Annotated in this window: 23 protein-coding genes and 1 pseudogene; 2 read left to right on the top strand and 22 right to left on the bottom strand. The window is 42.9% G+C overall.

Annotation, left to right across the window (positions count from 1 at the left end; translation table 11 throughout):
- Positions 1-47: 47 nt before the first annotated feature.
- The 22 genes from DXD65_RS01750 to DXD65_RS01855 all read right to left on the bottom strand — a co-directional run bounded on the left by DXD65_RS01750 (position 48) and on the right by DXD65_RS01855 (position 21,000).
- Positions 48-1,058 (bottom strand): hypothetical protein, encoded by a 1,011-nt coding sequence (locus tag DXD65_RS01750; protein ID WP_147350687.1) that lies wholly within the window; start codon positions 1,056-1,058, stop codon positions 48-50.
- A complete protein-coding gene (locus tag DXD65_RS01755) occupies positions 970-1,965 on the bottom strand; it encodes a hypothetical protein (RefSeq protein ID WP_230373599.1) in 996 nt (331 codons plus the stop codon). Before DXD65_RS01755 ends, DXD65_RS01750 begins: the two co-directional genes overlap by 89 nt.
- 40 nt (positions 1,966-2,005) lie before the next feature.
- A complete protein-coding gene (locus tag DXD65_RS01760; RefSeq protein WP_035449790.1) occupies positions 2,006-2,290 on the bottom strand; it encodes a hypothetical protein in 285 nt (94 codons plus the stop codon).
- An 18-nt stretch (positions 2,291-2,308) separates the two neighbouring features.
- The gene (locus DXD65_RS01765; protein WP_117866137.1) at positions 2,309-3,466 is read right to left on the bottom strand and encodes a hypothetical protein; all 1,158 of its coding nucleotides are present in this window, start codon (positions 3,464-3,466) and stop codon (positions 2,309-2,311) included.
- 2 nt (positions 3,467-3,468) lie between these two features.
- Positions 3,469-4,899 carry a hypothetical protein gene (locus tag DXD65_RS01770; RefSeq protein ID WP_117887310.1) on the bottom strand — a complete coding sequence of 477 codons (1,431 nt, stop codon included), beginning with the start codon at positions 4,897-4,899 and terminating at the stop codon, positions 3,469-3,471.
- Positions 4,899-5,363: a hypothetical protein gene (locus DXD65_RS01775; RefSeq protein WP_147350688.1), complete on the bottom strand. Its 465-nt coding sequence runs from the start codon at positions 5,361-5,363 to the stop codon at positions 4,899-4,901. The genes DXD65_RS01770 and DXD65_RS01775 overlap by 1 nt, the downstream gene beginning before the upstream one ends.
- Before the next feature lie 22 nt (positions 5,364-5,385).
- Positions 5,386-6,582 (bottom strand): hypothetical protein, encoded by a 1,197-nt coding sequence (locus DXD65_RS01780; RefSeq protein ID WP_117589264.1) that lies wholly within the window; start codon positions 6,580-6,582, stop codon positions 5,386-5,388.
- A gap of 19 nt (positions 6,583-6,601) precedes the next feature.
- Positions 6,602-7,186, bottom strand: coding sequence for a hypothetical protein (locus DXD65_RS01785; protein WP_129643886.1), 585 nt, complete (start codon positions 7,184-7,186; stop codon positions 6,602-6,604).
- A gap of 23 nt (positions 7,187-7,209) precedes the next feature.
- Positions 7,210-7,821 carry a hypothetical protein gene (locus DXD65_RS01790; protein ID WP_117589266.1) on the bottom strand — a complete coding sequence of 204 codons (612 nt, stop codon included), beginning with the start codon at positions 7,819-7,821 and terminating at the stop codon, positions 7,210-7,212.
- Between the two features lie 16 nt (positions 7,822-7,837).
- The gene (locus tag DXD65_RS01795; protein WP_117866139.1) at positions 7,838-8,905 is read right to left on the bottom strand and encodes a hypothetical protein; all 1,068 of its coding nucleotides are present in this window, start codon (positions 8,903-8,905) and stop codon (positions 7,838-7,840) included.
- Between the two features lie 17 nt (positions 8,906-8,922).
- Positions 8,923-10,059, bottom strand: coding sequence for an ATP-dependent Clp protease proteolytic subunit (locus DXD65_RS01800; protein ID WP_158573894.1), 1,137 nt, complete (start codon positions 10,057-10,059; stop codon positions 8,923-8,925).
- Between the two features lie 130 nt (positions 10,060-10,189).
- On the bottom strand, positions 10,190-10,423 hold the full coding sequence (locus tag DXD65_RS01805) for a hypothetical protein (protein ID WP_117589269.1): 234 nt from the start codon (positions 10,421-10,423) through the stop codon (positions 10,190-10,192).
- The gene (locus tag DXD65_RS01810) at positions 10,420-13,143 is read right to left on the bottom strand and encodes a hypothetical protein (RefSeq protein WP_117589270.1); all 2,724 of its coding nucleotides are present in this window, start codon (positions 13,141-13,143) and stop codon (positions 10,420-10,422) included. Before DXD65_RS01810 ends, DXD65_RS01805 begins: the two co-directional genes overlap by 4 nt.
- A 2-nt stretch (positions 13,144-13,145) precedes the next feature.
- Complete coding sequence (locus DXD65_RS01815; RefSeq protein WP_117589271.1) at positions 13,146-15,023, bottom strand: hypothetical protein; 1,878 nt, start codon at positions 15,021-15,023, stop codon at positions 13,146-13,148.
- On the bottom strand, positions 15,020-16,114 hold the full coding sequence (locus DXD65_RS01820; RefSeq protein WP_117589272.1) for a hypothetical protein: 1,095 nt from the start codon (positions 16,112-16,114) through the stop codon (positions 15,020-15,022). The genes DXD65_RS01815 and DXD65_RS01820 overlap by 4 nt, the downstream gene beginning before the upstream one ends.
- Positions 16,101-16,577, bottom strand: coding sequence for a hypothetical protein (locus DXD65_RS01825; RefSeq protein WP_147335289.1), 477 nt, complete (start codon positions 16,575-16,577; stop codon positions 16,101-16,103). Before DXD65_RS01825 ends, DXD65_RS01820 begins: the two co-directional genes overlap by 14 nt.
- The gene (locus DXD65_RS01830) at positions 16,571-17,002 is read right to left on the bottom strand and encodes a hypothetical protein (RefSeq protein WP_117589274.1); all 432 of its coding nucleotides are present in this window, start codon (positions 17,000-17,002) and stop codon (positions 16,571-16,573) included. The genes DXD65_RS01825 and DXD65_RS01830 overlap by 7 nt, the downstream gene beginning before the upstream one ends.
- A complete protein-coding gene (locus tag DXD65_RS01835) occupies positions 16,999-17,535 on the bottom strand; it encodes a hypothetical protein (protein WP_117589275.1) in 537 nt (178 codons plus the stop codon). Before DXD65_RS01835 ends, DXD65_RS01830 begins: the two co-directional genes overlap by 4 nt.
- Positions 17,532-18,848 (bottom strand): phage terminase large subunit, encoded by a 1,317-nt coding sequence (locus DXD65_RS01840; RefSeq protein ID WP_117887313.1) that lies wholly within the window; start codon positions 18,846-18,848, stop codon positions 17,532-17,534. Before DXD65_RS01840 ends, DXD65_RS01835 begins: the two co-directional genes overlap by 4 nt.
- A complete protein-coding gene (locus DXD65_RS01845) occupies positions 18,848-19,390 on the bottom strand; it encodes a DNA-packaging protein (protein ID WP_117887314.1) in 543 nt (180 codons plus the stop codon). Before DXD65_RS01845 ends, DXD65_RS01840 begins: the two co-directional genes overlap by 1 nt.
- Before the next feature lies 1 nt (position 19,391).
- Positions 19,392-20,246, bottom strand: coding sequence for a hypothetical protein (locus DXD65_RS01850; RefSeq protein ID WP_117887315.1), 855 nt, complete (start codon positions 20,244-20,246; stop codon positions 19,392-19,394).
- Entirely contained in the window at positions 20,236-21,000 is a 765-nt protein-coding gene (locus tag DXD65_RS01855; RefSeq protein ID WP_117887316.1) for a ParB N-terminal domain-containing protein, read from the bottom strand. Before DXD65_RS01855 ends, DXD65_RS01850 begins: the two co-directional genes overlap by 11 nt.
- Before the next feature lie 155 nt (positions 21,001-21,155).
- Here DXD65_RS01855 and DXD65_RS01860 point away from each other — a divergent pair, with 155 nt between their 5' ends.
- Both DXD65_RS01860 and DXD65_RS21550 read left to right on the top strand, forming a co-directional pair.
- The gene (locus DXD65_RS01860; RefSeq protein WP_117887317.1) at positions 21,156-21,755 is read left to right on the top strand and encodes a hypothetical protein; all 600 of its coding nucleotides are present in this window, start codon (positions 21,156-21,158) and stop codon (positions 21,753-21,755) included.
- Positions 21,756-21,775: 20 nt separating this feature from the next.
- A pseudogene (locus DXD65_RS21550) lies at positions 21,776-21,994 on the top strand (hypothetical protein); the annotation flags it as partial.
- Positions 21,995-22,041: the final 47 nt, after the last annotated feature.

Consider the following 22,041-nt stretch of genomic DNA (forward strand, 5'->3'; position numbering starts at 1 on the left):
AACCGGTTTAACATTTTGTTTTTATTCTCGTTTTGTTTAATATTTTGCTAATTAATTGGGTCTTCGTAAGTACGTTCTTCCAATTCCGCATAAGAATAGGCTACGTCCGTTCCTTTAGTTAGAATCCATATTGCACCTAATGACATGAACTCATATACTCCGCTTTTTGATATAGCGATCTTATTGCAATAATGATATTCATTATTTTCAAATGTAAGTTCATTAAATCCATCTGTTGTTACAACTGAAGTATAACCATAAGTGCTTCCCATTGCTGCATTATATATTGTCAACGAGATTTTCATCCCATTATATTGGACAGCCTCTGGAAGCATATACATACTCTGGGAAATTCGGTTTGGACGGCCATTCCGAAATTCAGAGCCAAAAGCCGGATTCAAAAAGAAATACCCCTCGTTTGCACGGAAATCATGCATCCGAACAAATGATGCATTGGCAATAATTGTCCCCTCAACTTCAACATTACGTCCCTTGAAGCTCCCAGTCAGAAAATCAAGGAGTAAGTTTGGTCGAAACTTGTTTGCCGGATTCATCGGGTCATTGTAATTAAAATCTTTATATCCGCCTACCGTTTCTACAGCAGAGCCATCGGCTTTTATTCCGTATTGCGAAAACATATACTGCCCATAGAACACCGCACTTGCCAGCTTGGCGAAATTCGCCATCAGTACCTCGATAAAGGCATACTGTATCTTGTCCATCACTACCCATGTCGCCTTACTGCCGTTTGCCGCATAGTCTGTCTTGGGGTTGACACCCTTAAATGTGCCCTCCTTAGCCAACACGTAGTATTGACCTTCACACAGTACCATCGGTGTCGATAGAGCCGTACGGGTGTAGCCTGTGGATGCGGAATATTCTCCAGCCGGATAGACCAGCGGACCGATCGGTCCCTGCTGGAGATACTTCACTTCTCCCGTCTTGCTTGCCAACGCTTTCTTTGCCATATCATGCTGCCGTTGAGATTGTCCATGAAACATTGCCGCCTGCCTGCTGGCACATAGCTTCAGTGCAGGTACCGCTTGCCGCAGCCACATTCGCCGTAGCCGGATTGAGAATGACCCCTGCCGAATCCATAAAGACAAAATAGAACAGCATATTCTTTGCCTTCGTGGTCTGTCCCCGCTTGACAAGGATAGGCGTATAAGTCACCGAACCTCCGGAACCGGAAACAATCGTCTCATCCTCGGGATTGGGATTAGTTATGATGTCGTAGGGGTCTGACAAGTCCATCACCGTCTGCGTGTCAAGGCCTATCAGATTGCCGCCCTGCGACACCTCCACCTTAAAGATGCCCGTAGTGTCAACCAGGCTGTCCGTAACGGTCAGACTCTTGCCGGTCTGGTCGACGAGTGTCTGCCAGGCACCGTTAACCATCCTGGACCACTTGTAGGTTAGTCCGGAGGTGATCTCTGACGCTCCACGTCTCGCCATTGCCGTGAGAACGACACTGCCTCCCTTCTCACGGATGGCAAAGTATTTGTCATCTCCGGAAACGATGGTCACCACGTTCTGGTTGCCCACACCCTTGGTGATAGGGATGCTGTAAACGAACTGCACCTCATCCGACACGTTGCCCACGGTCACCGTAGCCACCGCCTTGACGCTGCAGCTCGCACCGGACGACGCCTTCACCAGGTTCTTCACGATCTGAAGCCCGTAATAGTTCGTAGTGCCCGCCTTGTAGGGGATGTACTTGAAATGCCCCGTCTCGCCGCCGAACGTGTTCGTGGAAACGTTGGATGTGAAGCTTATCAACACGTCATTGAAATACCACCTGATGGAAGAGGGCACCACACCCCCCTCAGCCACCCGTGAGGAGGTGAGAAGGAAGGAGAGCGTCGGCTTCATCGTGGTGAAGTCGGGGGCTATGTTTGTCGGAGCACCCGATTCACCATCATACTCTTGATAGAGGTCGCCTTTGTCGCACATAATCGCTGGCATGTAAACGCCAGACTTTTGCGAAAAGATTACCTGCCCGACCTTACTCGCTACGCTCATCGGTCACCTCCTCCCCGTCTTTATCCATGAAACCCTCCGGAGTGGCGACCTCCACCGGATCTTCCACGCCGTCTATCTCACCCTTGGCCTGCTGCGGGGAAAGGCACACGCCCCCGACTACTGCCGCCCGGTCGAATACCGTATCGCCGGGAAAGCCTGCCACATCGGCCTGCCATAACAGCACATTGCCGTCGGCAGTGCTGTTGCGGATTCCTGCCACTCCCAGCTTGTCCGCAACCTCTCTCGTCACTTTGATATAAAATGCCATACTGCTATCGATTAATGGTTAAACATCCCTTTTCCTTGCCACTATAAACTTACCGCTGTCATCCGTCACGTACTTGCCGTCAGATGTCACCACCGCCGCATACGGGCCCTTGTCAATCACCTTCAGCTGTAGCATCATGCCGTCGGTGCATGGGATGGAGGGCGAGTACCCGGCAGCGGCCAGCACGTATGAGGAGGCGCCGGCCGCCTTCGTGTACCATTCGCACTCAAGGATGGCCTGGGGATTGGGGACAATCCCTGCCGTATCACGGATGACCGGTTTCGGGTATATCATCTTGGTTCCGTCGGCCACCTGCTGCGGAAATCCCTCCCAGTCAATCTCGATGCTGGGAATACGCCTGCGGATGGTGGTGGAGACATAGTCTATGTCACTGTCCGGCTTGGATGAAGGAGCACCGTCCTTCGAGTACGATGCTTTCACGACGTAGGTCTGTTCGTGGCCGATATAGTCCCGGTCTATGGTAAGCACGTTCTTTGTCAGTGATACGAACTCCCAGTCATTGTCGCCGTTACCGTCGGTAATCTGCTCCAGTGCGCCCGTATTCAGCTTCCGATAGAAGAAGAACTTGCACTTGTTGGTTGCTGTGACATCTACATCACCGACAAGCAGTCTGGCGGTGATGGCCTGCCTGGCAATGTCCCGACACGGGTTCCAGTCAAGTGCCGACGGAGAGTCGACCATCAGCTTAGGTTGCGCCTCGCTGCCGTCAACGGCGCGGACAAGACGGCTGAAACGGTAGACGTGCGTCTGTCCAGTACGCTTCACATCGACATACTCGGCGTAGAACTCCAGTGTTACCGGACTGCCGGGAACGGTATTCTTTTTCACTTGTATCTTACCCTTCTCGGCTCCGGTCTCGGTAATGACATAGCTCTTGTTGGCAGATGTAATCAATGTCCGCACACCGTTCAAGCGCTCGTACCACTTCATGTTGACCAATGACGCGTTGACCGCACCCACCTTGACCACCGCATCCGGGTCGGTGGCATTGCACCGGGGGAACAGCGTCAGGGGGGTAAGCGTGTAGTCCGGAGTGTACTCGGCCTTGTCAGCCTGGTACACCTGCACGTCCGGCACGCTGCCGACAACCTCTATCCCGCCGCTGGTCTGGAGAGGGCGGTAGTTGACCTCTATCTTCTTCTGTATAGTCTGCATAATTAGAAAGTTATATAATTCATTGTCTCATAATTGTTCTGCCCGTCACGCAGCAATACCCGTGCGATGAACTTGCACCCGGTCATGTTCATATAGTCGGGGCCGAGGTCGTTGACCGTCAGCGGCAGTGACTTGCCGGTTTCCGCGTGTGCGACCGCCCAGGCGTTGTCCTCGGTGACGTTGCCCGTATCGCGCGTCCACTCCACATCACTGTCAAGGATATGCGCCGTAACGTCACGGTTGTACAGCTCACCGGTAATGGTGAGGGTGGTCGCAAAACGCTCCGCATCGAAGTACCAGCCATTGGAGCTTTCTATATCGATGCTGAAATCCGGATTGCCCTCGACCATTGCCCAGCCCGCTGCTCCGTACTTCGGTTCGTCGGTAGTGCCGGAAACAAGACACATCCACTTGCATCCGTAGTGCCACACGGTATCGTACATCATCACACGTACGGTCTCGGTCTGTGCCTCGCGGTCGGCTTGGTAGGGTTCTGCTCCGGTGGCGGTCTCCATGTTCCACTCTCCGCGGTCGTTGGCGATGCGGGGCAATACGCCTTGGAAGTCGATGCGGTGGATGTCCTGCGCTACCAATCCCCGGACGTAGATATAAGAGTGCAGGTAGTTGATGGGCAGGTTGTCGAACAGAGACAGATGCTTCAGCCTGCCGACGATCACCGAATAGTTGCTTTCCTCAAGGACGGGTTTTGTGACCCCGTTAAGCATGCAGATACAATGCTCACGGGATGACAGATACCAATAACCCTGCCGTTCAGTATCAACCGGGTTGCCACGGTGTGATAATATCATCAACGGCTCAGGAGGATAATTCTTGCCACCCGGCACCTCGCTATCAGGGTACATCACAGCGTTGATCGTATTGGCTGAGATGTCAACATGCAAGACACGTAGCCAGGAGGTATAATACTTGCCGCCACCTGATGCAAGGTCATTGACAACACCATATACAACATCGTTTTCTGCCAGTGCAGTAAAGTCGTTATCCCACCGTTTCTTCATCTTCAGGCTGTATGTGCCGTCTTCAAGCTGCGATACACTTTCGATGGTACCAGACTCGGAGAAGGAATAGTCGCTCTCCATGGCGGAGAGACGGTTGAAGATAAGCTCAAGGACGGTAAGGCTGTCGCGGACCTCGAGGCGGGACAGCTGCATACGGCCGTCAGGGAATATTCCGGCACCCTTGCCCGCGACCATCGAGTCGATAAACTCGCCGAACTTCAACAGAAAATTTGTGCCGTCAGCTCGATCTTTCCTCAGAAAAATCTTCTCCAATTCTTCAGGGGAGTATTTGGATAACAGATTCAAGATTCCGACCAGCGTGCGTCCAACCCTCTCTGCGGTATTCTCTCCCTCAGAAGAGGCGTTCCTTATCTGTAGAGCAAGTTTCCTTAATATGTCAAGTGTATCAGGCATTATTCACCAAGTACTCTAAAAGTTACACGATTAGCATTAATCCCTCCACTTCCCCTATACAGCGGAAAGTCTTTTTTGTTATCATTCAAATACCGAACACATTCTTTCATATACCTATCAGCAACAGAGAAAGCATCATTATAAGCCATAAGTTTCTCCTTAAAATCAGAACGCGATGAATATTCGTTATCTTTATTGACAAATCCAAAACGGGTGACATTTCCATCTCCATTTTTCACGATACGAGCATAGGTATAATATGCCAATGTCGTTTTCAGCCCTACAAAGGAACGTTTTCCTCCACATTCTATGGTATAAAAACTACCATTAAGCAACTCACTATAATTTTCCGGATGTTCTTTCACATCTAAGAATAAAGCATCGCCCAAAGCTGACTTCAAATCAATGTTCTCCGACTCCCGAATATATGCCTCTATCTTTTCCGTATCGATGTGTATTGACATCGTACGAGCCAACTTATAGACCTCATCTGTTGTTATTAGACATCGCAGCATTTCTTATATATTTAAGAGGTTGTACACTAAAGTCATTGGAAGGATTGAGAGGTTCATACCAATGCGCAAAAATTTTCTGAAAAGCCCGTTCAATCATGCGTTGTTGCTTTGACACAATAGAGTTATAGTATTCAAAAGCATCTTCCAATATATCCCCAGAAAAACCGACCTTACCAATCCGGATACAATACCAAGGCTCCTGCCCGAAAGCCGAATAAATACGTTCAACCACACTGGCATCAGTAACGGTAAACTCCTTATCATAATTTTTAGGACTAATATCCACAAACTCCGGTTTTTCTTCATCAGATTCCAAGGTTACCTCTAAGACCTTTGTCGCATTGGTGTCTCCTTGTAATTGCACGATAGTATCAGAAAAACCAGTATCTTCATTAGTCCTATCCTCTTTTATAGGATTTCCGTTTTCATCAAAACGTACCGAAGAAGCACCTTTCTTTGTAATTATCATCCCGGAAGGCATGAAGTTACAACGCACATTACGATACTTCACATTGGCTAATCCCTCATCCGTACTCATTTCCGTAATCACACGGTCAGCTCTTCCGATAGGATACACGAATTTCCCTGTGTTGCTAATCCATAGTATCTGCCCCTTATAGTTTTCAATCCCTCCGGCAGCCCGAATTTGCGCATAGACCACCTCTTTACGTGGATTAAATACATCTATAAACTCTACATTTTCTGGTATTACCTTTATGGCTTTTCCCTGACGGGTTTTCTTTCCTGTCCAATCCGGATGAACTGCGATTTTTGCGATATATCCGGATTCATCCTCCTCCAACAAACGGCAATTTTCAAAGGGGATGTGCTGTACTTCCACTATATCTGCGAACATATTATAATTAACATGTATCGCCATCCCATCGTAATCAGCAACATCCTTGCAGACGAAAGCATGGATGTCATCTGCCGTATCTCCACGGCGGTTAACCACATATTCAGAAAAAGCAACCTCACGAAACCCATTTCCCTCTATGAAATTGGCATAACGTTCTGCACATTCGCTACCCGTTGAACTCGCAGCGATGATATTTCTTAGATGTTGGGGATATAAATTATCATCACCGTAGCTTTGGATGCCAAGATTACGTAAATAGCCCGTGTCAACACGCCTATTACTCTTCTTCTTTAATTCATTTACATTCATCGTTCCGTGAGGTTGTTCTTTATTTCACCGTTTCTACGGCTTCTATAGTCTGCTTAGAGTCAACTACAGATTGAGCCTCTTTAATATGAGCATCCAATACTTTAGCTGTAACTTTCTTCCCGTTCAGTTTATAAGTCTTGAACGCATCTCTCACAATCTCAGAAGTAGCACCTTCCACTTCAAAGGCTTTCACCAATTCTGAAACCAAAGTTTCATCCAATGGTAAAGCAGGACTCATCCGTCTTTCAACCCTTTTCTCCCAATCGGAAGGCGTTGAAGCAAAAAAGACTATCCCTTTAGGATTTTCCGCAAGATACCTTTCTGCCGCTTCGTCAGTAAGATTGTTGTTGGTGTACATTTCACTACTTCCAAAGCCTACTTGGAGCAATACACCATTTTTCAATGCATAACTTGATTTTTCTTTCATTTTTCCATATCTTTTTAAGTACGAATACATTTCAATCACAGCGTCACGATAGCAATCACCACATGAGGTCTTGGTAAATGTCCTACCAAGAACTTCATGAAACATCAGTTCAATGTCTGATTTATCAGAAGAAGAAAGGGAGACCTTATCCCCCAATCTCTTCAACTTATCAACCATCTCCAAGACAAGCATATTCCCTCCTATGCTGCCGGTTCAGCCGTCAAAGTGTTGACAGCAGTCTTAGTTGCTTCATAACTCGTCTTGAACAAGAATAATGCAGATTTAGGCGTTTTCTGCTCTTCCAAGGTAACAGCCCATCCACCTTCAGTATCCTCGCTATACTTATCGTTGTCGATAGCTGTAGCTGTAAGCCCTTGGTAGTAACCATACACCTGAAAAGCGGCATCACCAGGGTTTCCTTCTTTCTGTAAACCCTTATATTTATTCTCCAACACCACAACATAGGTACCGTTAGCCAATCCGTCAATAACATCAGCGCATACATCCGGGTCGTTTGCCAATATCACAATCGCGACAGTATTGGTAAACGAACTACGATATGTGCCAGCCACTAATGAGGTCTTTGTACCCGTAAATGGATTTTTACCAGGAACAACAACCTTATAAGCCTTCTTCCCGGTTTTCATAGCCAGCGTTTCAATCACATTCTTTTTTGTAGAATTGAATACTGTGGCTGCAAAGTCCACATCCGCACGATTCATTATTACCCCTTCCTGCTCCAATCCTTGTACTACTGGATCATCACACGACGGAACAATATCTTTCTTTAAAATATCATCACATACTCCCATAGAATACCTCCTTTTGTCAATATGCTACTTGCACCAAGTTGTCCTCGCCAATCATAGAACCGAGTTTACCAGTAGAATAGATATAATTCTTACGGGGTTTTCTTTCAAACCAGATATCAAGGTCAGATATCGGGTTATCGCCTTCACAACCGTACATTAAATTGTCCGGAGAACATAGAACCGCACGGTGAGGAAGGTTCAGTTTCGTTTTATCGTTCTGATACGCTTGAATAAATCTATCCCAAATAGAACATTTTACGACCGTAACGCCGTCATACTCTCCTACTTCAAGGCCGTCAAAAATGACCGTCCAAGGCATAATAACCTTATATTTCTCCCTCACATCACGTGACAAAGAATCACATAATGATTTTGTAGCAAAAATTGCATGTCCGGACTTCTGGAAAATACGGCTATCCGCATCTTCAAGCATCGTGTCAAACACAGATGTAGCAGCCCCCAATTCTTTCATCTTGGACTTCTGCAAAGCATAAGATGCTTCAGAGTTGGCTGATATAACGGTATGCTGACCGGAATTCTCTGCACATATGGCAAACAGGCGTTTAAAGAAACCGTCACATGTCTTGAACAATTCTACATTCAATCCATCCGTAATTTGACCGGAACCGTCAATATTAGCGGCATCCTTGTCTCCAAACCAAGTGAAGCGCCATAACATTTTCATCATTGCTTCCGTCAGTTTTGGAAGGACAATCCCATCCATATATTCAGTAGAAGTAAGGTCCGCAATATTGGTACCGGTCTTCAAGCAGTACTTTGCAATAGTATTCTCCAAATCCTCATAGCACATTTCCAACGGAACTTGCCAGTCGCCAATTTCCCATACTTTCTGGGCGGCAGCGATAGCCACTTTTTGATATTCAGGGTCACATCCGGCACCTGCGATACCTACATCCTCCATCTCACCGATGAAGCCAACTTTCTTGCCATTGGTCACTTTAGGCATGAACGTCATAAAACGCTCCATATCCTCATTTTGAAAGACTGTCAGTTCAATCAAGTCTTTCAAATCCTTCACCGCCTGATTGTCTGGCGTCAATTTTGAAAAATCTAAAATAGGCATACTCAATTCTCCTTTCTTTACTTTTTAGTTCTCTTCTCCCTTTCCTCTCTCAACTTTCTTTGAATAGGTGTCTCCTCTGCACTTGCTTGTGTCTCAACAGTATTCTTGAAGGATTGGGTACGCAAAGAGACTCTATAGGTTGAACAATGTTTTGCTAGCCAATTCTCACCTCCTGCCATCTTTACAGCATTCAGTATCTTATTGTCCTCAACTGTACGGGCATTGGTTTTCAATGCCGCATTTTCCTCTTCAAGTTCTTCAATGCGCGCCTTTAAAGCTTCAATCTCCTCGTCACCGTTTGCTTCTTCCGGGTCTTTGATTTCTGTAATCACTCCGTCTGTTACAATGATAGTCTTACCATCGGGCATAACATGCTCGCCATCGGGGGATGCCGCATCTCCCACCTGCGGTTCTCCTTCTTCACGTTCCACCGTCAGTGTATTACCTTCGGCATCTGTCAGTTCCATAGATACTACCGGAATGTCTTCTATCTTCTGGTAGCCACATTTCGCAAGCAGTCTGTCAATGATAGATTGCTTTACCGTTACTTGTTTCTCTTTGTTCATTTTCTCACTATTAAGTTTATAATCAGTTCCTTTTGCTGTAGTCGGTATAAGAACATCAGATATAAATCCAAGTTGTTTTGCAACCTCACCGCCAAACCATGCCTCCTTGTTCATCTGGACCTCCAAAATGGTCGATTCAACTCCTGTCCGTTCAACATATACAGCCATCATCTTATCCTTTTCCGCTTCCAGACTTGATTTGATGGATTCTATAGTTTCAAGGTCCAATAAATCATCATATCTTGCCAAATATGGTTTGTGGATGAGAAACTTTGCATGAGGATAAGCTTTTCTGCGTTCAAGTGGAGCAGAAAGCAAAATGATGGTAGCCATAGAAGCACATCGTCCAACAACGGTACAAGATATTTCCTTGCCCGACGCACGTAATGCATCATAAATAGCATACCCCTCAACCGTATCACCGCCGCACGAATGGATTTCAATGTCAATTTTAGGGTCAGCCGGGTCAAGCCATGAAAGGAAGTATTGGATATCCGGAAACGAAAGCCCCTCGTCACCGGTCAAATACCAATTTTCCATTTTATCCTTATCAGCTACAATGTCCTTGTTAATGTATAATTTAGCCATATCACATAATTGTTTGTAACAAAGGTAGAAAACATGATACGGCTTGAAGAAAATAAGAAGTCTATTCCACTGACACGCTTTGTCAGCAACTTTTTCAAAACAAAAAAAGAGCGGAATAATTCCGCCCCCCCTAAACATCCACCTTACTTGAGAACTTATCTATTATCCGATAAATTGTCCTTTCCGCAATATTATACTCATCGGATAAATATTGCATGATATAAGTCTTTTTATGTCCCTCCTTTGACAGACGGACATATTCTTGATACACGGGAATATATTTCACATCCCCGACATCAAGCGAAGCATCCCCCATCATTTGAAGAAGACTCTTATTCAATATCAATAGTTCATATGCTTTCATATACTACCAAGATTTTCAACGTACTTAACCCTATTAGCAACAGAGGTAAACTCTTCCACAGAAACCACCGGAGCAGGCGCCATCATCATACCTTTTGCAACAGCTTTGGCCAGCATGTCCTCTCCTAACGCCTGATTGGAAGAAGCTGTTACATTAATGGGAATACCTCCTCCTATCTGATTGAAAGCCGACAATAACGGAGCAAACATCGAGGTTGCAGCAGCCGTCATTACACTTTCACCGTTGGACAACATAGCAGGTATGGAATCGCTTGTACCGGAACCTGGCCCTTCAACTTTACCTCCTTGTGCAAATTTAGCACTTTTCACCGATTTCATAGCCTTTCCCATAACAGTAGTTACAGATGCCACTACAGTACCTATCGCAGCAAGCATGTCAATCCATGTTGCAGATGAGCGGGTAGCTGTTTCTACGGCTTTGGCAATGGCTACCCCTTGCGCGATAGAAACCTCCGCAATAGCCAGTATTTTCGCCAACTGAGCCATATTCTCGTTATCTCCTGCCGCTTGTTCCAACAAATCAGAAAGATTCCCTGCCAAGACAGAAAGGGATTCACCTTTATTTTGCTGCATCTCCACTTCCTTGTCAATGACCGCCTGCTTTGCATTCAAGTATTCTTGGTCTGCAGCAAGCTGCCTGGCCCGGAATTCGGCATCACTCTCCTCTCCCATCCGTCTCAAGCTGTCTTTCAGTTCAAGCTTCTGCTGTTCCTGCATACGAAGAAGCTCAAGTTCACTATCTCCATTCAATTTAGCTTCTGCCAATTCATTATCCAATCGAAGTTTGAGTGCATCAGCTTGTTTCTTTGCTGTATCATTCTCATGTTGAACGGACAAATCATCAATCTCTTTATTGTACTTCTCCGTGACAGCAAGCTTCATCTGTTCAGTAAGCTCTTTCTGACGAAGTTCTACGTCACGTTGGACAACAAGTTGCTGTATTTTGAGTTGGTATTCCTGCTCACTTCCAGCTTTTACGGATTCAAGTTGCAGAGAGATTAGTTTCTGCCGGTTCTCCACCTCCTTCATCAGTTGTTCTTCCGATAATTGCTGTAATGCATCATTTTTTTGCTGTTCAAGTGCAATAATCTGATTATTTATAGCTCCACGTGCTTTCGTTGTAAGGTCTTGTTCCTCAATCAAGCGAACACGCAAATCTTCTATTTGACGAGAAAACTGACGTTCTATCTCAATGGATTGTTTCTCTCTACTGTCCTTAACCAGCTTAAGCATTTCATCCTCAGCCTTACGAATTTCTGAAAGTTCTTTTTCTTTTACAACTTTAGCCTTATCTACTGATTCTTTCCGCATCGCATTTATTTTATTCTGGGTTTCCTTATTACGGGTATAGCTCTCCATTTCCTTTTGAGCTACGTCCGAAAAAACTTGAGAGAATTCCTTTAAATCTTTCACTGTACTTTCTGATATACCCAATCGGCTAATAACCTCATCAGCCGTTATTGCACCTTGTGCCATATCATCAAGCAATTTATTAGCTTCACCAGTAAGTTCTATTTGCCCAAGAAGATTTGCCAATTTCTTTCGGCCAATATCAATACTTTCCTGCTGAAGTTTATTTTCCATATCGTATGCTTTTGTAGCCGCATCAGTACGCTCTTTCAGGCTTTTTGTAGTATCATCCGCAATGAGCTTCAATCTTTCAATCTCAGAGCGACTTGCCGCACGCTTCATATTAAGCATTGTTTCCGATTTCTCTAACTGTTGCAATGCATCATTCAGTGCCCACGCTTGTTTCGCATCATTTGAAATTTCTTTTCCAATACCGGAAAAACTATCCTTCATATCCTTTGCTGCGCCAGAAAAATCACCAGAGAAGAATTTAGCAATAGCTCCACCAAACTTTGCAATCCGGTCTATAATCACATCAATAATTGCCCCAAAAGAGGACATTACATTAGAAAGAAATTCAGTACCTTTTTGCGTTTTAGCCAACCATGCGACCAATGAGCCCAACAAAACAACAATAGTCCCAATACCAGTGGAAATTAGTGCAAGTTTCAACACTTTTAAAGCTGCAGATAACAAATTACTTGTTATAGCCGCTGCTTTTTGAGCACCAGAGAACATATTCGCAGTGACCGTTCCTGCTTTGTACTGGACTGTTATTTTAACCAATTCATCCTTCAAACCACCAACAAATTCCTTTGTACCTCGCAAGACGCTAACGCCACTGCGCAATATGGAAACAAAAGGTACTTGGGCTTCTGTAGCCTGAAGTATCGCATCTTTATAATTACCCACATTCCGATAAAAGCGCTGCGTTTCTTCTTCCGCACCTTTCAGTTCATCGGTAATGGCATTTATCTTATCTTGCAGCTCTTTGCCTTCGCCCCCCTCACGCTCTACACGACTTAATCTGTCATAAGCAGCGGTAAGATTGGAAAGCTCAGCCCGCAACCTAACAAGGCTTCCTTCCATCTCTGTCTGCTCTTTACGTTCATTTTGAATTTGTTTATTCAGTACACGGATGGATTCGGTGTATTCTTTGGCGGCTATCTTTGTTTCTGCCATCATTAAGTTGTATTTTTCCCTCTCTATCCGCCCTTTACTCACATCCTCCTTCAACTGCTTTTCCCTTGCTTTTAATTTATCAAGTTCAGTACTGTATTCAGCTATCTTAGTAATGGCTTTATCATACCTCACTTTAATCTCTAATATTTTCTCTTCCGCATTTCCCATAACTACACCTCCAATTGTAACAATTTACATTCACATATTCCCGTATCTTCTGCCTTAATGGAAATAATGGCATAATATCTACCATATTGGGCCAAATAAATTGGAACAGTCATATCTAAGTCTCTCAACTCAATATCATTTATTTCTATCTTTTCTGTAATAACAATAGGCCTTCGTATGATAGATTGGTATGTTTGGTAATACATAGAAAGGAGTGTATTCCAATCAAGACCAGTAAATACCCCTTTCACACCATTATAAGCCAATAATCTTGGCTCAACTGAATTGTATTCCAAATTACCTTCCTCATCATATGAATATATTGGTATCTTGGCTACATCCGAGAATTGGTCACTAGCAGCAAACGGCAATTCAACAACATCTCTTTCACTTTCTATCGTTTCGTTTTCTACAAACAAATACCCATCATATTTCCCCACTACCGTATCATCCTCCTTCCATCTATAAAAATTCTTTTGAGAAAAATCATCAAGAGAATAGGCAATCGCATTAGGTTTATTATCTTTATATGTAGCAACCAGCCTACGGGTCCAATCCAACGCTTTCGCCTTATTAGACATAATTGTATCAAATGATACAAACACAAGGCCGTTACTTTCTGTGAACAAAGGGAAAGTACCTATGATTGCCGATATAGCTTTAATAAAATCAGACTGCTTTATATCTGGCAGATTAGGTATTATCCAATATCTACCACCCAATAATATTTCTTGCTCTATATTCGTTATCTTCAACGTGCCGCTAATAGAAACGACATCAGATGGCTTGCCTATATTCTGCAAAGCAAATTTCAGATGAGGAATAGAAGAATGTAGAGTAGAAAGCATCTCTGTTTGCCTATTCTCAAATTGAAACAAGACCTCATATACACCGTCACTTATAAAATTTACATTCAGTAATGGAATTGTAAGTACAGTACTTGTATCCAGTTCGCTACCGACTTCATTGAAGTTGTAATTATAAACTTCCAATGTAGCAGATAATGGAGCCACATTTGTATTTACTTTAACTTTAAAATTACCCGATATCTTAGGTACAGCATTTATGACTTTAGACCTATAGCCATTGTAATATCCTCCACTCACTCCGTTTCCTATTACTGCAAGGTTTCCATAAAACGAACCAACATTTCCCATATCGTTGAAGTATATGTTTGTCTTGCCAGCCCTATCCTCTGCAACGCCCTTTAAATCAATGGTTATAGCTTCGATTTCTGCATACTCTTCGCTTGGATTTTTTTCCAATAATGGAACAAACATGTTTTCCAATAAAGCCTCTTTGTCTTTTGGAAAAATAAAAGATATGCCGTTATCCTCTTCTATGTATTCCATGATTTGTTTTACAGACTGAACAGGATGATACCACACCATTGAATCTCCATTTCTGAAACCATAGTCAACCTTTGGATATACACGATCATTTTCTCCCCAATCTTTCCATTCAATATATTTCGGATAATATATACCTCCCACATATTCACCAGCATCCATATCTCTCAGGCTTTTTCCACTTTCAAGCATTGATGATAGTGCTGTTATATTTCCCCACGTCATGGCAATCTCAATCTTATCAGATATAGATATAAGTACAGCCTTAGCAGTTGGAATAACCTCTACCCCATTACGAAAATATCTTGCATCATGATATTTCCGAGGATAACCGGAGTCTGCAGATGGAAGCTCAGCATGCGATATGATACGTTGATTCCTTATTGTCTTAGGTAATTTGATTGTATAACTATTATTGCTCACAATTTTACTCAAGTCTGTAAAAATATTGCTCTTGAAATTAAGTGTAATCTTGGTATTATCGTCCAAGTCTACCAACTTACCATCAATAAATAGCATGTCATTTCTCATAAGCTTTGTACTCTTGTTTCTGGTAATATGATTGTTGCTACGAAATCCTGCAATACGGCTCTTGTCTTATTGAAGTTACCAACAGATACATTCACCGCCTTCCAGCTATCAACTCCATTCACATTTTTACCTGCATACATATCAACGATGGGTGACAACGCGAGTTGAAACAAGAAGTCAAACGTTTCAGAGTCCACTAAAGGAGCACACACCAACAATGTATTCTCTTCTGTTTTTCTCTGCTTACGTCCTGAACCTCCATGATAGCCATTAACATAGTTATAGTCTTGCATATTATTACGAATAAATTCACCATCATTGGCAATTTGTTTACTCTCATCACCACGTTTAAACAACCAATAGCAATAAAAGCCATGACGATTTATCCAACGTAAATAAATTCCATCCGTGCATTCATCAACTAAAAGCCTCACGTTTACAGCCATATTCGTCAATGCATGAAAAGTAAAATCAAATGTATTGTCGAACACGTTTGCCCCCACACTCGTTCCCGGCAATTTCAATACGACCTCATTGTTTGCATCAATTCCATTCAAAGTAATATTATACACCTTTCTTTCAGACAATGTAATAGCTGGTAAAGAAATGCTGTCAGCGGTCACACTCACATTAGCATTACCGGCCGTATACATTCCTACCGTAAACGGAAGGTTTTTAAACCACGTCAATATACGATTTCCATTATACCGTTCACCCACCTTCATTGCCCCCCAAATGATGAACGTATTGAATTGAAAACTTTCAGACATTGAACTGTCCGAATAAAAGTCAATATCTACAGAGAACACACGTCCTACCCCGCTATCTTTCGGAATCGTCTGTGAATAATCAATTTTCCCAAATTCTACAGTGTCAAATGTAGACTGCATGTAAAACGACACATCAAAAAAGCATGCATTATTAAACAGAGCCCTCTTCTCCTTGTATGAAATTTCAGAAACGATATCAGTCACCGTCACCTCCACGTAATCCCAAGCATGCCCGTAAATGTTTATCACTACCGGATTAAAACAGAAAGATATTTCATCCGGATATTCTATGGTTGTTTCCCCTATCTTATGAGTTCTCATTACTATGTAGATTTATATGTGTCACATCATCAACGAGTATATCAAACACACGGTCCATAATGTCCCGTATTGTTTGCTCCACGTCCGTTGTATATATATCCTCGTACGTACCAGAGCGATAAAGTGATGTGCCCTCTGTTGCTATCTTCCGGGCCACAAGGTATGCAAATGACCTTGGTCTCTCCACTTGGATACCCTTGTCTATCATCCATTGCTGAATAATCTTATAGAATCCTTTCGGTACTTTCCCCGAGGCACGTCCCACCTCCAGAACTCCGAACGCTTGACGACCATAAAGAGTACCATGATTATCATCCACGACAACGTGCAGGCTCTTGATAGTTTTGCCACTTGCACGCTGCCCAGCCCGTATATGATTTTCTATGATGCGCTGCCGAAGATTATCCAACTCCTCACACAATATCGCCTTTACCTCTTTCCTCCTATCTTCCATAACTAGCACATGGGCGCTCCTTGAACCTCTTTCAATTTCAATTCTATTACTATTCCAGTAACATTTACATCCAGCTTATCATAGAAAACGGAATAAGGGACCTCATCGCTTACCCACTCAAACAGCCCGCTCCTATTCAACTCACGGATAAATTGAACTGCATACCCTTTGCACCTCTCAATAACCTCATCATTCTCCACCCCGTCAAAATCAAACGCCGTCTTGTCTACAAAAGCAATCATGCAATTTGGGCAATCTCTTAACTGAGTCCTTGATATGACGAACTTCCCAGATGCAGGAAGCAGATTTATAATGGCCGGCAATGGCATCTTATCCAGCCGAACGTTGGCGGTCACCCAGTTATCAAATAAATAGGTAACTCCTTCCAGCTTCTCTGCGATAGAAGCGATTTTCCTTTCTACACTTATATTCATTGCTTATTCTGATATATTTCTCGTAATCGACGTTCATAACGTATTTTCTCCGCGTCCATATCAAGACACTTGTACACTCTTACCCATAGAACACTCTCTACCTGCTCATGGTCAGTTATCCCCATACGGGTAGCATAGTAATCTACCAAGCCAAACAACCCGAACGAAAGCTTATCCACTCCGGCACGTCTTTCTTCCGGAGTCGGTGCCACGCTTGTAGTTTCAAAGAGCTTGGTAATACGTTCAACTTCCCTAGTTACCCATGTGGAGAATCCCAAAATATCCGCTGCTTCATACTTCTCTATCTTATCAATAGGCAAACCGAGGACAACACGACATGGAACCATTATACAGTCTATTACATTGCGTACGGATTGCAGTTCCATCAACTGACCTATGGTGAGGTCGTTCAGAGTCTCCGGAACTCTGACACCTGCGACAAAGTCCGGTTTAGGCAACTTTCCTATCTGCTCCAACAATTCAGCAGCATTGCTCGCCACGTCACTCAATATCAAAAACTCTTTTACTGTCATATCTGTCCTAATTTTGCTTTTGGTCTTTTAGGTATCGGTTTTATACGAAAAAGCATTGCCATTATCAACATGTCGAGGTAATCCGGAGAATGCCCGAGTATATCTTTCATATTCTCCTTGCTGATTATCCCTTTCTTCCGGGTATCGGCATCTATATGGTCTTGCTTCAAGACGGACAATTCTTCCATTATGCGCTCTCTTTGCGCTTCCGTACATATAATTCTTATCTGCCGATTATTTATTAGCTCTGCAAGCTTAAATGCACATTCAGACTTCAGATTGTCGTACTCTGGATTAATAGGTCGGTTACCACCATGAAATTCTTTGATGCCATTCAAATAACTTTCAAGGTAGCTTCCAAGTCCATCACTATCAACGACCATCATGCTACGTGGAATCTTCCACTGTATCATCATGTTTTTAAGGTCCGTCTCAATAGATTTACCCGTGCTATATTCCTGGTCTAACCGGATATAACACACATTGCCTACCCAGTGCCCTCCGACAAAGCGGTCACGTCCTTTCATGGCAAGGTCAGCTGCTCCCGTCGATAATCCTATCGGTTTTACGTGCTCATTTGCGAATAGGTCACAAATAGCATCATAATCACAGAGTGCTGTCGGGTCGTTGTCATACTCCCAATTACCATAGTACAAGCGCTCCTTTGTCACTTTGTCCCTGGTATTACGGAGCGTATCTATGTAGTCCTCGGTAGCGTAGGGATTATCCTGCACCAATGCTTGAATAAAAGCGTATGGGGCTTCCAGCCTGCCTTCTTTCCACGGTTTATAGAACTCACGATAAAGCCAGTTCTTCTTCGGATTGCAAGTGATAAGTATCTTTCCGGATATTCCATACACATCATTCAAGTGCCGTCCTATACGCGTCTTCAAAACCTCAAATGCGAGGTAGTGAACCTGCCCGGCTTCTTCAATCCACCCTCCAGTAAACTCCTTAGAGCCCAATCGCTCATACATCGGGTCTTTGACGGGATAATATGTCAAGTCAAGAAAGATGATTTCCGACCCATTCCCCAAAAGTATACCGTCATTGGTCTGCTTGTAATCAGTGAATCGATGCCACTTTGCCACCTTGTCGAAAGTGACAGAGATAGACTCACGGCTATCTTTCAAATTATTCCGGCCAGCAAACCATCGAGTGCCCGGGAGATAGTAAGCACATTGCATAAGCCATTCACACCCAAGCCATGACTTTCCACCTCCACCGGCGCCACCATAACACAGAAACTTCGTAACATCGTCACGAAGGTAGTTATAGGCTAACCTCTGCTTTATATTGACCTTATATCCCATTACTTGACTTTCTCCGCATCTTCTGTATATGGTAGAAATTTAAATCCTTTGAACTCTTTTCCTGCATTCGTATAGTCCACCTCTTGTTTGTCGGAAAGTCCAAGTTTACGGGCAATGATATTCGCATTGAAAGCTCCAACGCACGCTCCCTCAAACTGCTGCGTTTCGATGGTTTCCTCCACGCGTGCGATGACCTCCAAAAAATCTTCATCATTCTTATTTCTACATTCGGAACGAAAAGTGCTCCACCACTTGGAAGAAGCACCTACATAAATACAGAAACCGGTAAGGGAATACGGACGGGAAGTCGGGGAAACTTCTTGTTGTACTTGTTGCTCATTGACTGTCTCCACTTTCTTTCCTTTTTTCCTTCTTACCGGAACAGTCTTTTGAATGGCCTTTTTAGATAACCATGGGTTTTCATCACACCATTGGAAATACTCACATGCCGCCTCCCATAAGAGTTCTGGCGTGGAAAAAAGTTTATCCCTCCCATGCTTGCTCCTTAACATCCAAAATTTATTTCCAGTTGGTGCCGCCATCTTATTTCTTCTTGAATCGTTCGTCCAATATCTTAGGAACAGTGTTATTCCAATTAATCACGTGGTGCAATCTTTTCGTTTCCTCGCTATGGCCCATCACGCCCACCTTCACAGAGGATGGCATCATCATAACCGTATAAAAACTCTTGACATATGTCCCTTGACTCATGTATATATCTGTCATCCCACCCTTATTCTTCTGTGTCTGCTTCTGGTTTAGCGCCACTTGTGGAACCTGCAGAAGCAGACATCCCCTGCTACCAAGCGTGGTATAGGTGTTCACATCTTCATTAATGCGACCAACGAATTGGAACGGTCTATCTACGGAACAGATGAAAGAATTCATCGCTTTCCGTTTCATCTTCTCGCCTTTCAAAATATCGTTCTCCTTTCCTCCTACAAAATCGCCTCTCTGAGCCATAGCCAAAGTGAGAGCCGGAATACTTTCATAAAAACGTAGCATAGCTTCAAATACCACGTCCAATTGCTTTATCGCCCTCTGTTTGACTATACCATCTCTACCATAAGTAAAAGAAAACACATCGTAATCATCATCCAGTTCTATGAAGTATTTGTAGCCAAGTTTTCTTGCTATCTGAAAGCAAGCATTACGCGCATAAACAATAGCTCTGCGATCATCAAAATTATCCGCTTCATCAAAAGTCTTTGCAATCTTTGGTTTATCGAACATTACAACGTTTTTATATTTCGCGTAATACTCTGCGGCCACTTTATCTTCATTGTCTATCACATAAACAATCGGTCCCGTATAGCCACACTTCCGCAGTGTCTTATCTGTAATGACGGAACCGGCACGGCCATGCGTCAGTATGAATGCTGCAAAATCACTCCTCATCTTCAGTATCCTCCAGCATTATTTCATAAATATCTTCCTTGAATCTGGAATAACCGTTCTCTATCGCCTTATCAAAGTCTATTATCACCAGCGCAGACGCTTCCATCAGTTCCTGAATCTCTTTCTCCTGATGGGCGTAGAACTCTGCTATCCGTCCGTAATCGAATACAATATGTCTCAATGCAGCTATCCGAAGGAAAGACTTCACATTTTCCGGAACGTTTGAATTATCTATTTCCGAAATCAGTTCTTCATATTTGCTTTTATCATAGAGAGAATTTATTTCCGGGCATACAGGGCTTTTAGGCTCATACACCGGAGCTTCTATCTTTTTCGTGTATTTATTCCGGGCATCACTTTCACTATCTACCAGACTATCATAGTCAAAATCAAAGTTTAATCCCCAACCCATCAAAGATTCTGCGTCCCACTCCTTCAACAGTTTTTCATCCCATGTACCATTATTCACGTTATCACGGATAATAATCTCCCGTTCTCGTTCTTCTGTCAACCCATGAAGCAGAACCGTCGGCACATCAGAAAGTCCTAGTTCTACACTGGCCTCATACCGTTGGTTTCCGGCTATAATCACCAGTTCCCCAGTCCGGTCAGAGAGTATGATGGGACGTGCTTCGAAGTAGTCCGGATTACTATGAATAGACTCTTTGAGTATCCGCATCTGCTCCTCTGATATGGTTCTGGGATTGTTACCCAGTTTTTTAAGGTCTTCTATTTTTCTATAAATTATCTCCATTGGCACACTATTTTACGTTACGAAAATAAAGATACCGAATAATCCACGAACGGACTATCTGGTATCAAAGAAGTTACTGACAAGATTTGGCAGAAGGTTTTGCTTAATATGAAAAAAGATATTAACTTTGAGACAAATCAAATATCAATATAAAAATGGAAATAAGTATATCTAAAGAAACCGAACGTTTTGCTGATTTCCTAAAACAAAAAGACAATGAGAACATTATCTTTTCTGGAGCTTTTGGAATAGGAAAATCATATTTTCTAAATAATTTTTTTAATCAGCACAAAGATAAATACACTGGAATATATTTAACCCCAATTAATTACTCTGTTGCTAATAACGAAGATATTTTTGAGTATATCAAAGTGGACATATTAATGCAGTTATTAGAAAAAGTCCCCTATGATTTTGAGAAACAAAAAATATCATTAAGCAATGCCGCATATTTTTATATGGTAAATCATCCTAAAGATTTTTGGGGGAATTTTTTTTCTATAGCAGAAAAAATTACTTTTGGCACAGATATCATAGACAGGTGTATCGCACTGAAAGAAAACATCGAAACATATGCAAAAGATAATTCGAAAAATGAAGAATCCCATGTCAAGAAATTCTTCGATAGCATTAGCATAGAGAAAGGAAGCATCTATGAAGATAATACAATAACTCAAATCATCCGTTCTATTGTATCAAGCCCAAAACCGATAATAGTCCCAATAAGCAAATCGTCCTCATTATTGATGATTTAGACCGTATCGACCCTGAACATATCTTTAGAATATTAAATATATTATCAGTACATAATGATTTTTGTGGTACTAAAGAGCACAAATTTGGATTTGACAAAATAATTTTAGTATGCGATATTGATAATATAAGAAACATTTATAGTGCCAAATATGGAATAAATGTAGATTTCAATGGATACATTGATAAATTCTATAGTAAAGAAATATACCATTTTAATAATACAAATGAAATTATAAAAGCCATAGCACATATTCTTGCAACAACCAAATCTGATAAAGAAGTGGG

This window comes from Bacteroides sp. 4_1_36 (assembly GCF_003466325.1).
Classification (GTDB): Bacteria; Bacteroidota; Bacteroidia; order Bacteroidales; family Bacteroidaceae; genus Bacteroides; species Bacteroides uniformis.

Coding starts and splice junctions, on each gene's coding strand:
- DXD65_RS01750 (WP_147350687.1), bottom strand. CDS start 1,058: ATGTGGCTGCGGCAAGCGGTACCTGCACTGAAGCTATGTGCCAGCAGG.
- DXD65_RS01755 (WP_230373599.1), bottom strand. CDS start 1,965: ATGCCAGCGATTATGTGCGACAAAGGCGACCTCTATCAAGAGTATGAT.
- DXD65_RS01760 (WP_035449790.1), bottom strand. CDS start 2,290: ATGGCATTTTATATCAAAGTGACGAGAGAGGTTGCGGACAAGCTGGGA.
- DXD65_RS01765 (WP_117866137.1), bottom strand. CDS start 3,466: ATGCAGACTATACAGAAGAAGATAGAGGTCAACTACCGCCCTCTCCAG.
- DXD65_RS01770 (WP_117887310.1), bottom strand. CDS start 4,899: ATGCCTGATACACTTGACATATTAAGGAAACTTGCTCTACAGATAAGG.
- DXD65_RS01775 (WP_147350688.1), bottom strand. CDS start 5,363: ATGTCAATACACATCGATACGGAAAAGATAGAGGCATATATTCGGGAG.
- DXD65_RS01780 (WP_117589264.1), bottom strand. CDS start 6,582: ATGAATGTAAATGAATTAAAGAAGAAGAGTAATAGGCGTGTTGACACG.
- DXD65_RS01785 (WP_129643886.1), bottom strand. CDS start 7,186: ATGGTTGATAAGTTGAAGAGATTGGGGGATAAGGTCTCCCTTTCTTCT.
- DXD65_RS01790 (WP_117589266.1), bottom strand. CDS start 7,821: ATGGGAGTATGTGATGATATTTTAAAGAAAGATATTGTTCCGTCGTGT.
- DXD65_RS01795 (WP_117866139.1), bottom strand. CDS start 8,905: ATGCCTATTTTAGATTTTTCAAAATTGACGCCAGACAATCAGGCGGTG.
- DXD65_RS01800 (WP_158573894.1), bottom strand. CDS start 10,059: ATGGCTAAATTATACATTAACAAGGACATTGTAGCTGATAAGGATAAA.
- DXD65_RS01805 (WP_117589269.1), bottom strand. CDS start 10,423: ATGAAAGCATATGAACTATTGATATTGAATAAGAGTCTTCTTCAAATG.
- DXD65_RS01810 (WP_117589270.1), bottom strand. CDS start 13,143: ATGGGAAATGCGGAAGAGAAAATATTAGAGATTAAAGTGAGGTATGAT.
- DXD65_RS01815 (WP_117589271.1), bottom strand. CDS start 15,023: ATGAGAAATGACATGCTATTTATTGATGGTAAGTTGGTAGACTTGGAC.
- DXD65_RS01820 (WP_117589272.1), bottom strand. CDS start 16,114: ATGAGAACTCATAAGATAGGGGAAACAACCATAGAATATCCGGATGAA.
- DXD65_RS01830 (WP_117589274.1), bottom strand. CDS start 17,002: ATGAATATAAGTGTAGAAAGGAAAATCGCTTCTATCGCAGAGAAGCTG.
- DXD65_RS01835 (WP_117589275.1), bottom strand. CDS start 17,535: ATGACAGTAAAAGAGTTTTTGATATTGAGTGACGTGGCGAGCAATGCT.
- DXD65_RS01840 (WP_117887313.1), bottom strand. CDS start 18,848: ATGGGATATAAGGTCAATATAAAGCAGAGGTTAGCCTATAACTACCTT.
- DXD65_RS01845 (WP_117887314.1), bottom strand. CDS start 19,390: ATGGCGGCACCAACTGGAAATAAATTTTGGATGTTAAGGAGCAAGCAT.
- DXD65_RS01850 (WP_117887315.1), bottom strand. CDS start 20,246: ATGAGGAGTGATTTTGCAGCATTCATACTGACGCATGGCCGTGCCGGT.
- DXD65_RS01855 (WP_117887316.1), bottom strand. CDS start 21,000: ATGGAGATAATTTATAGAAAAATAGAAGACCTTAAAAAACTGGGTAAC.
- DXD65_RS01860 (WP_117887317.1), top strand. CDS start 21,156: ATGGAAATAAGTATATCTAAAGAAACCGAACGTTTTGCTGATTTCCTA.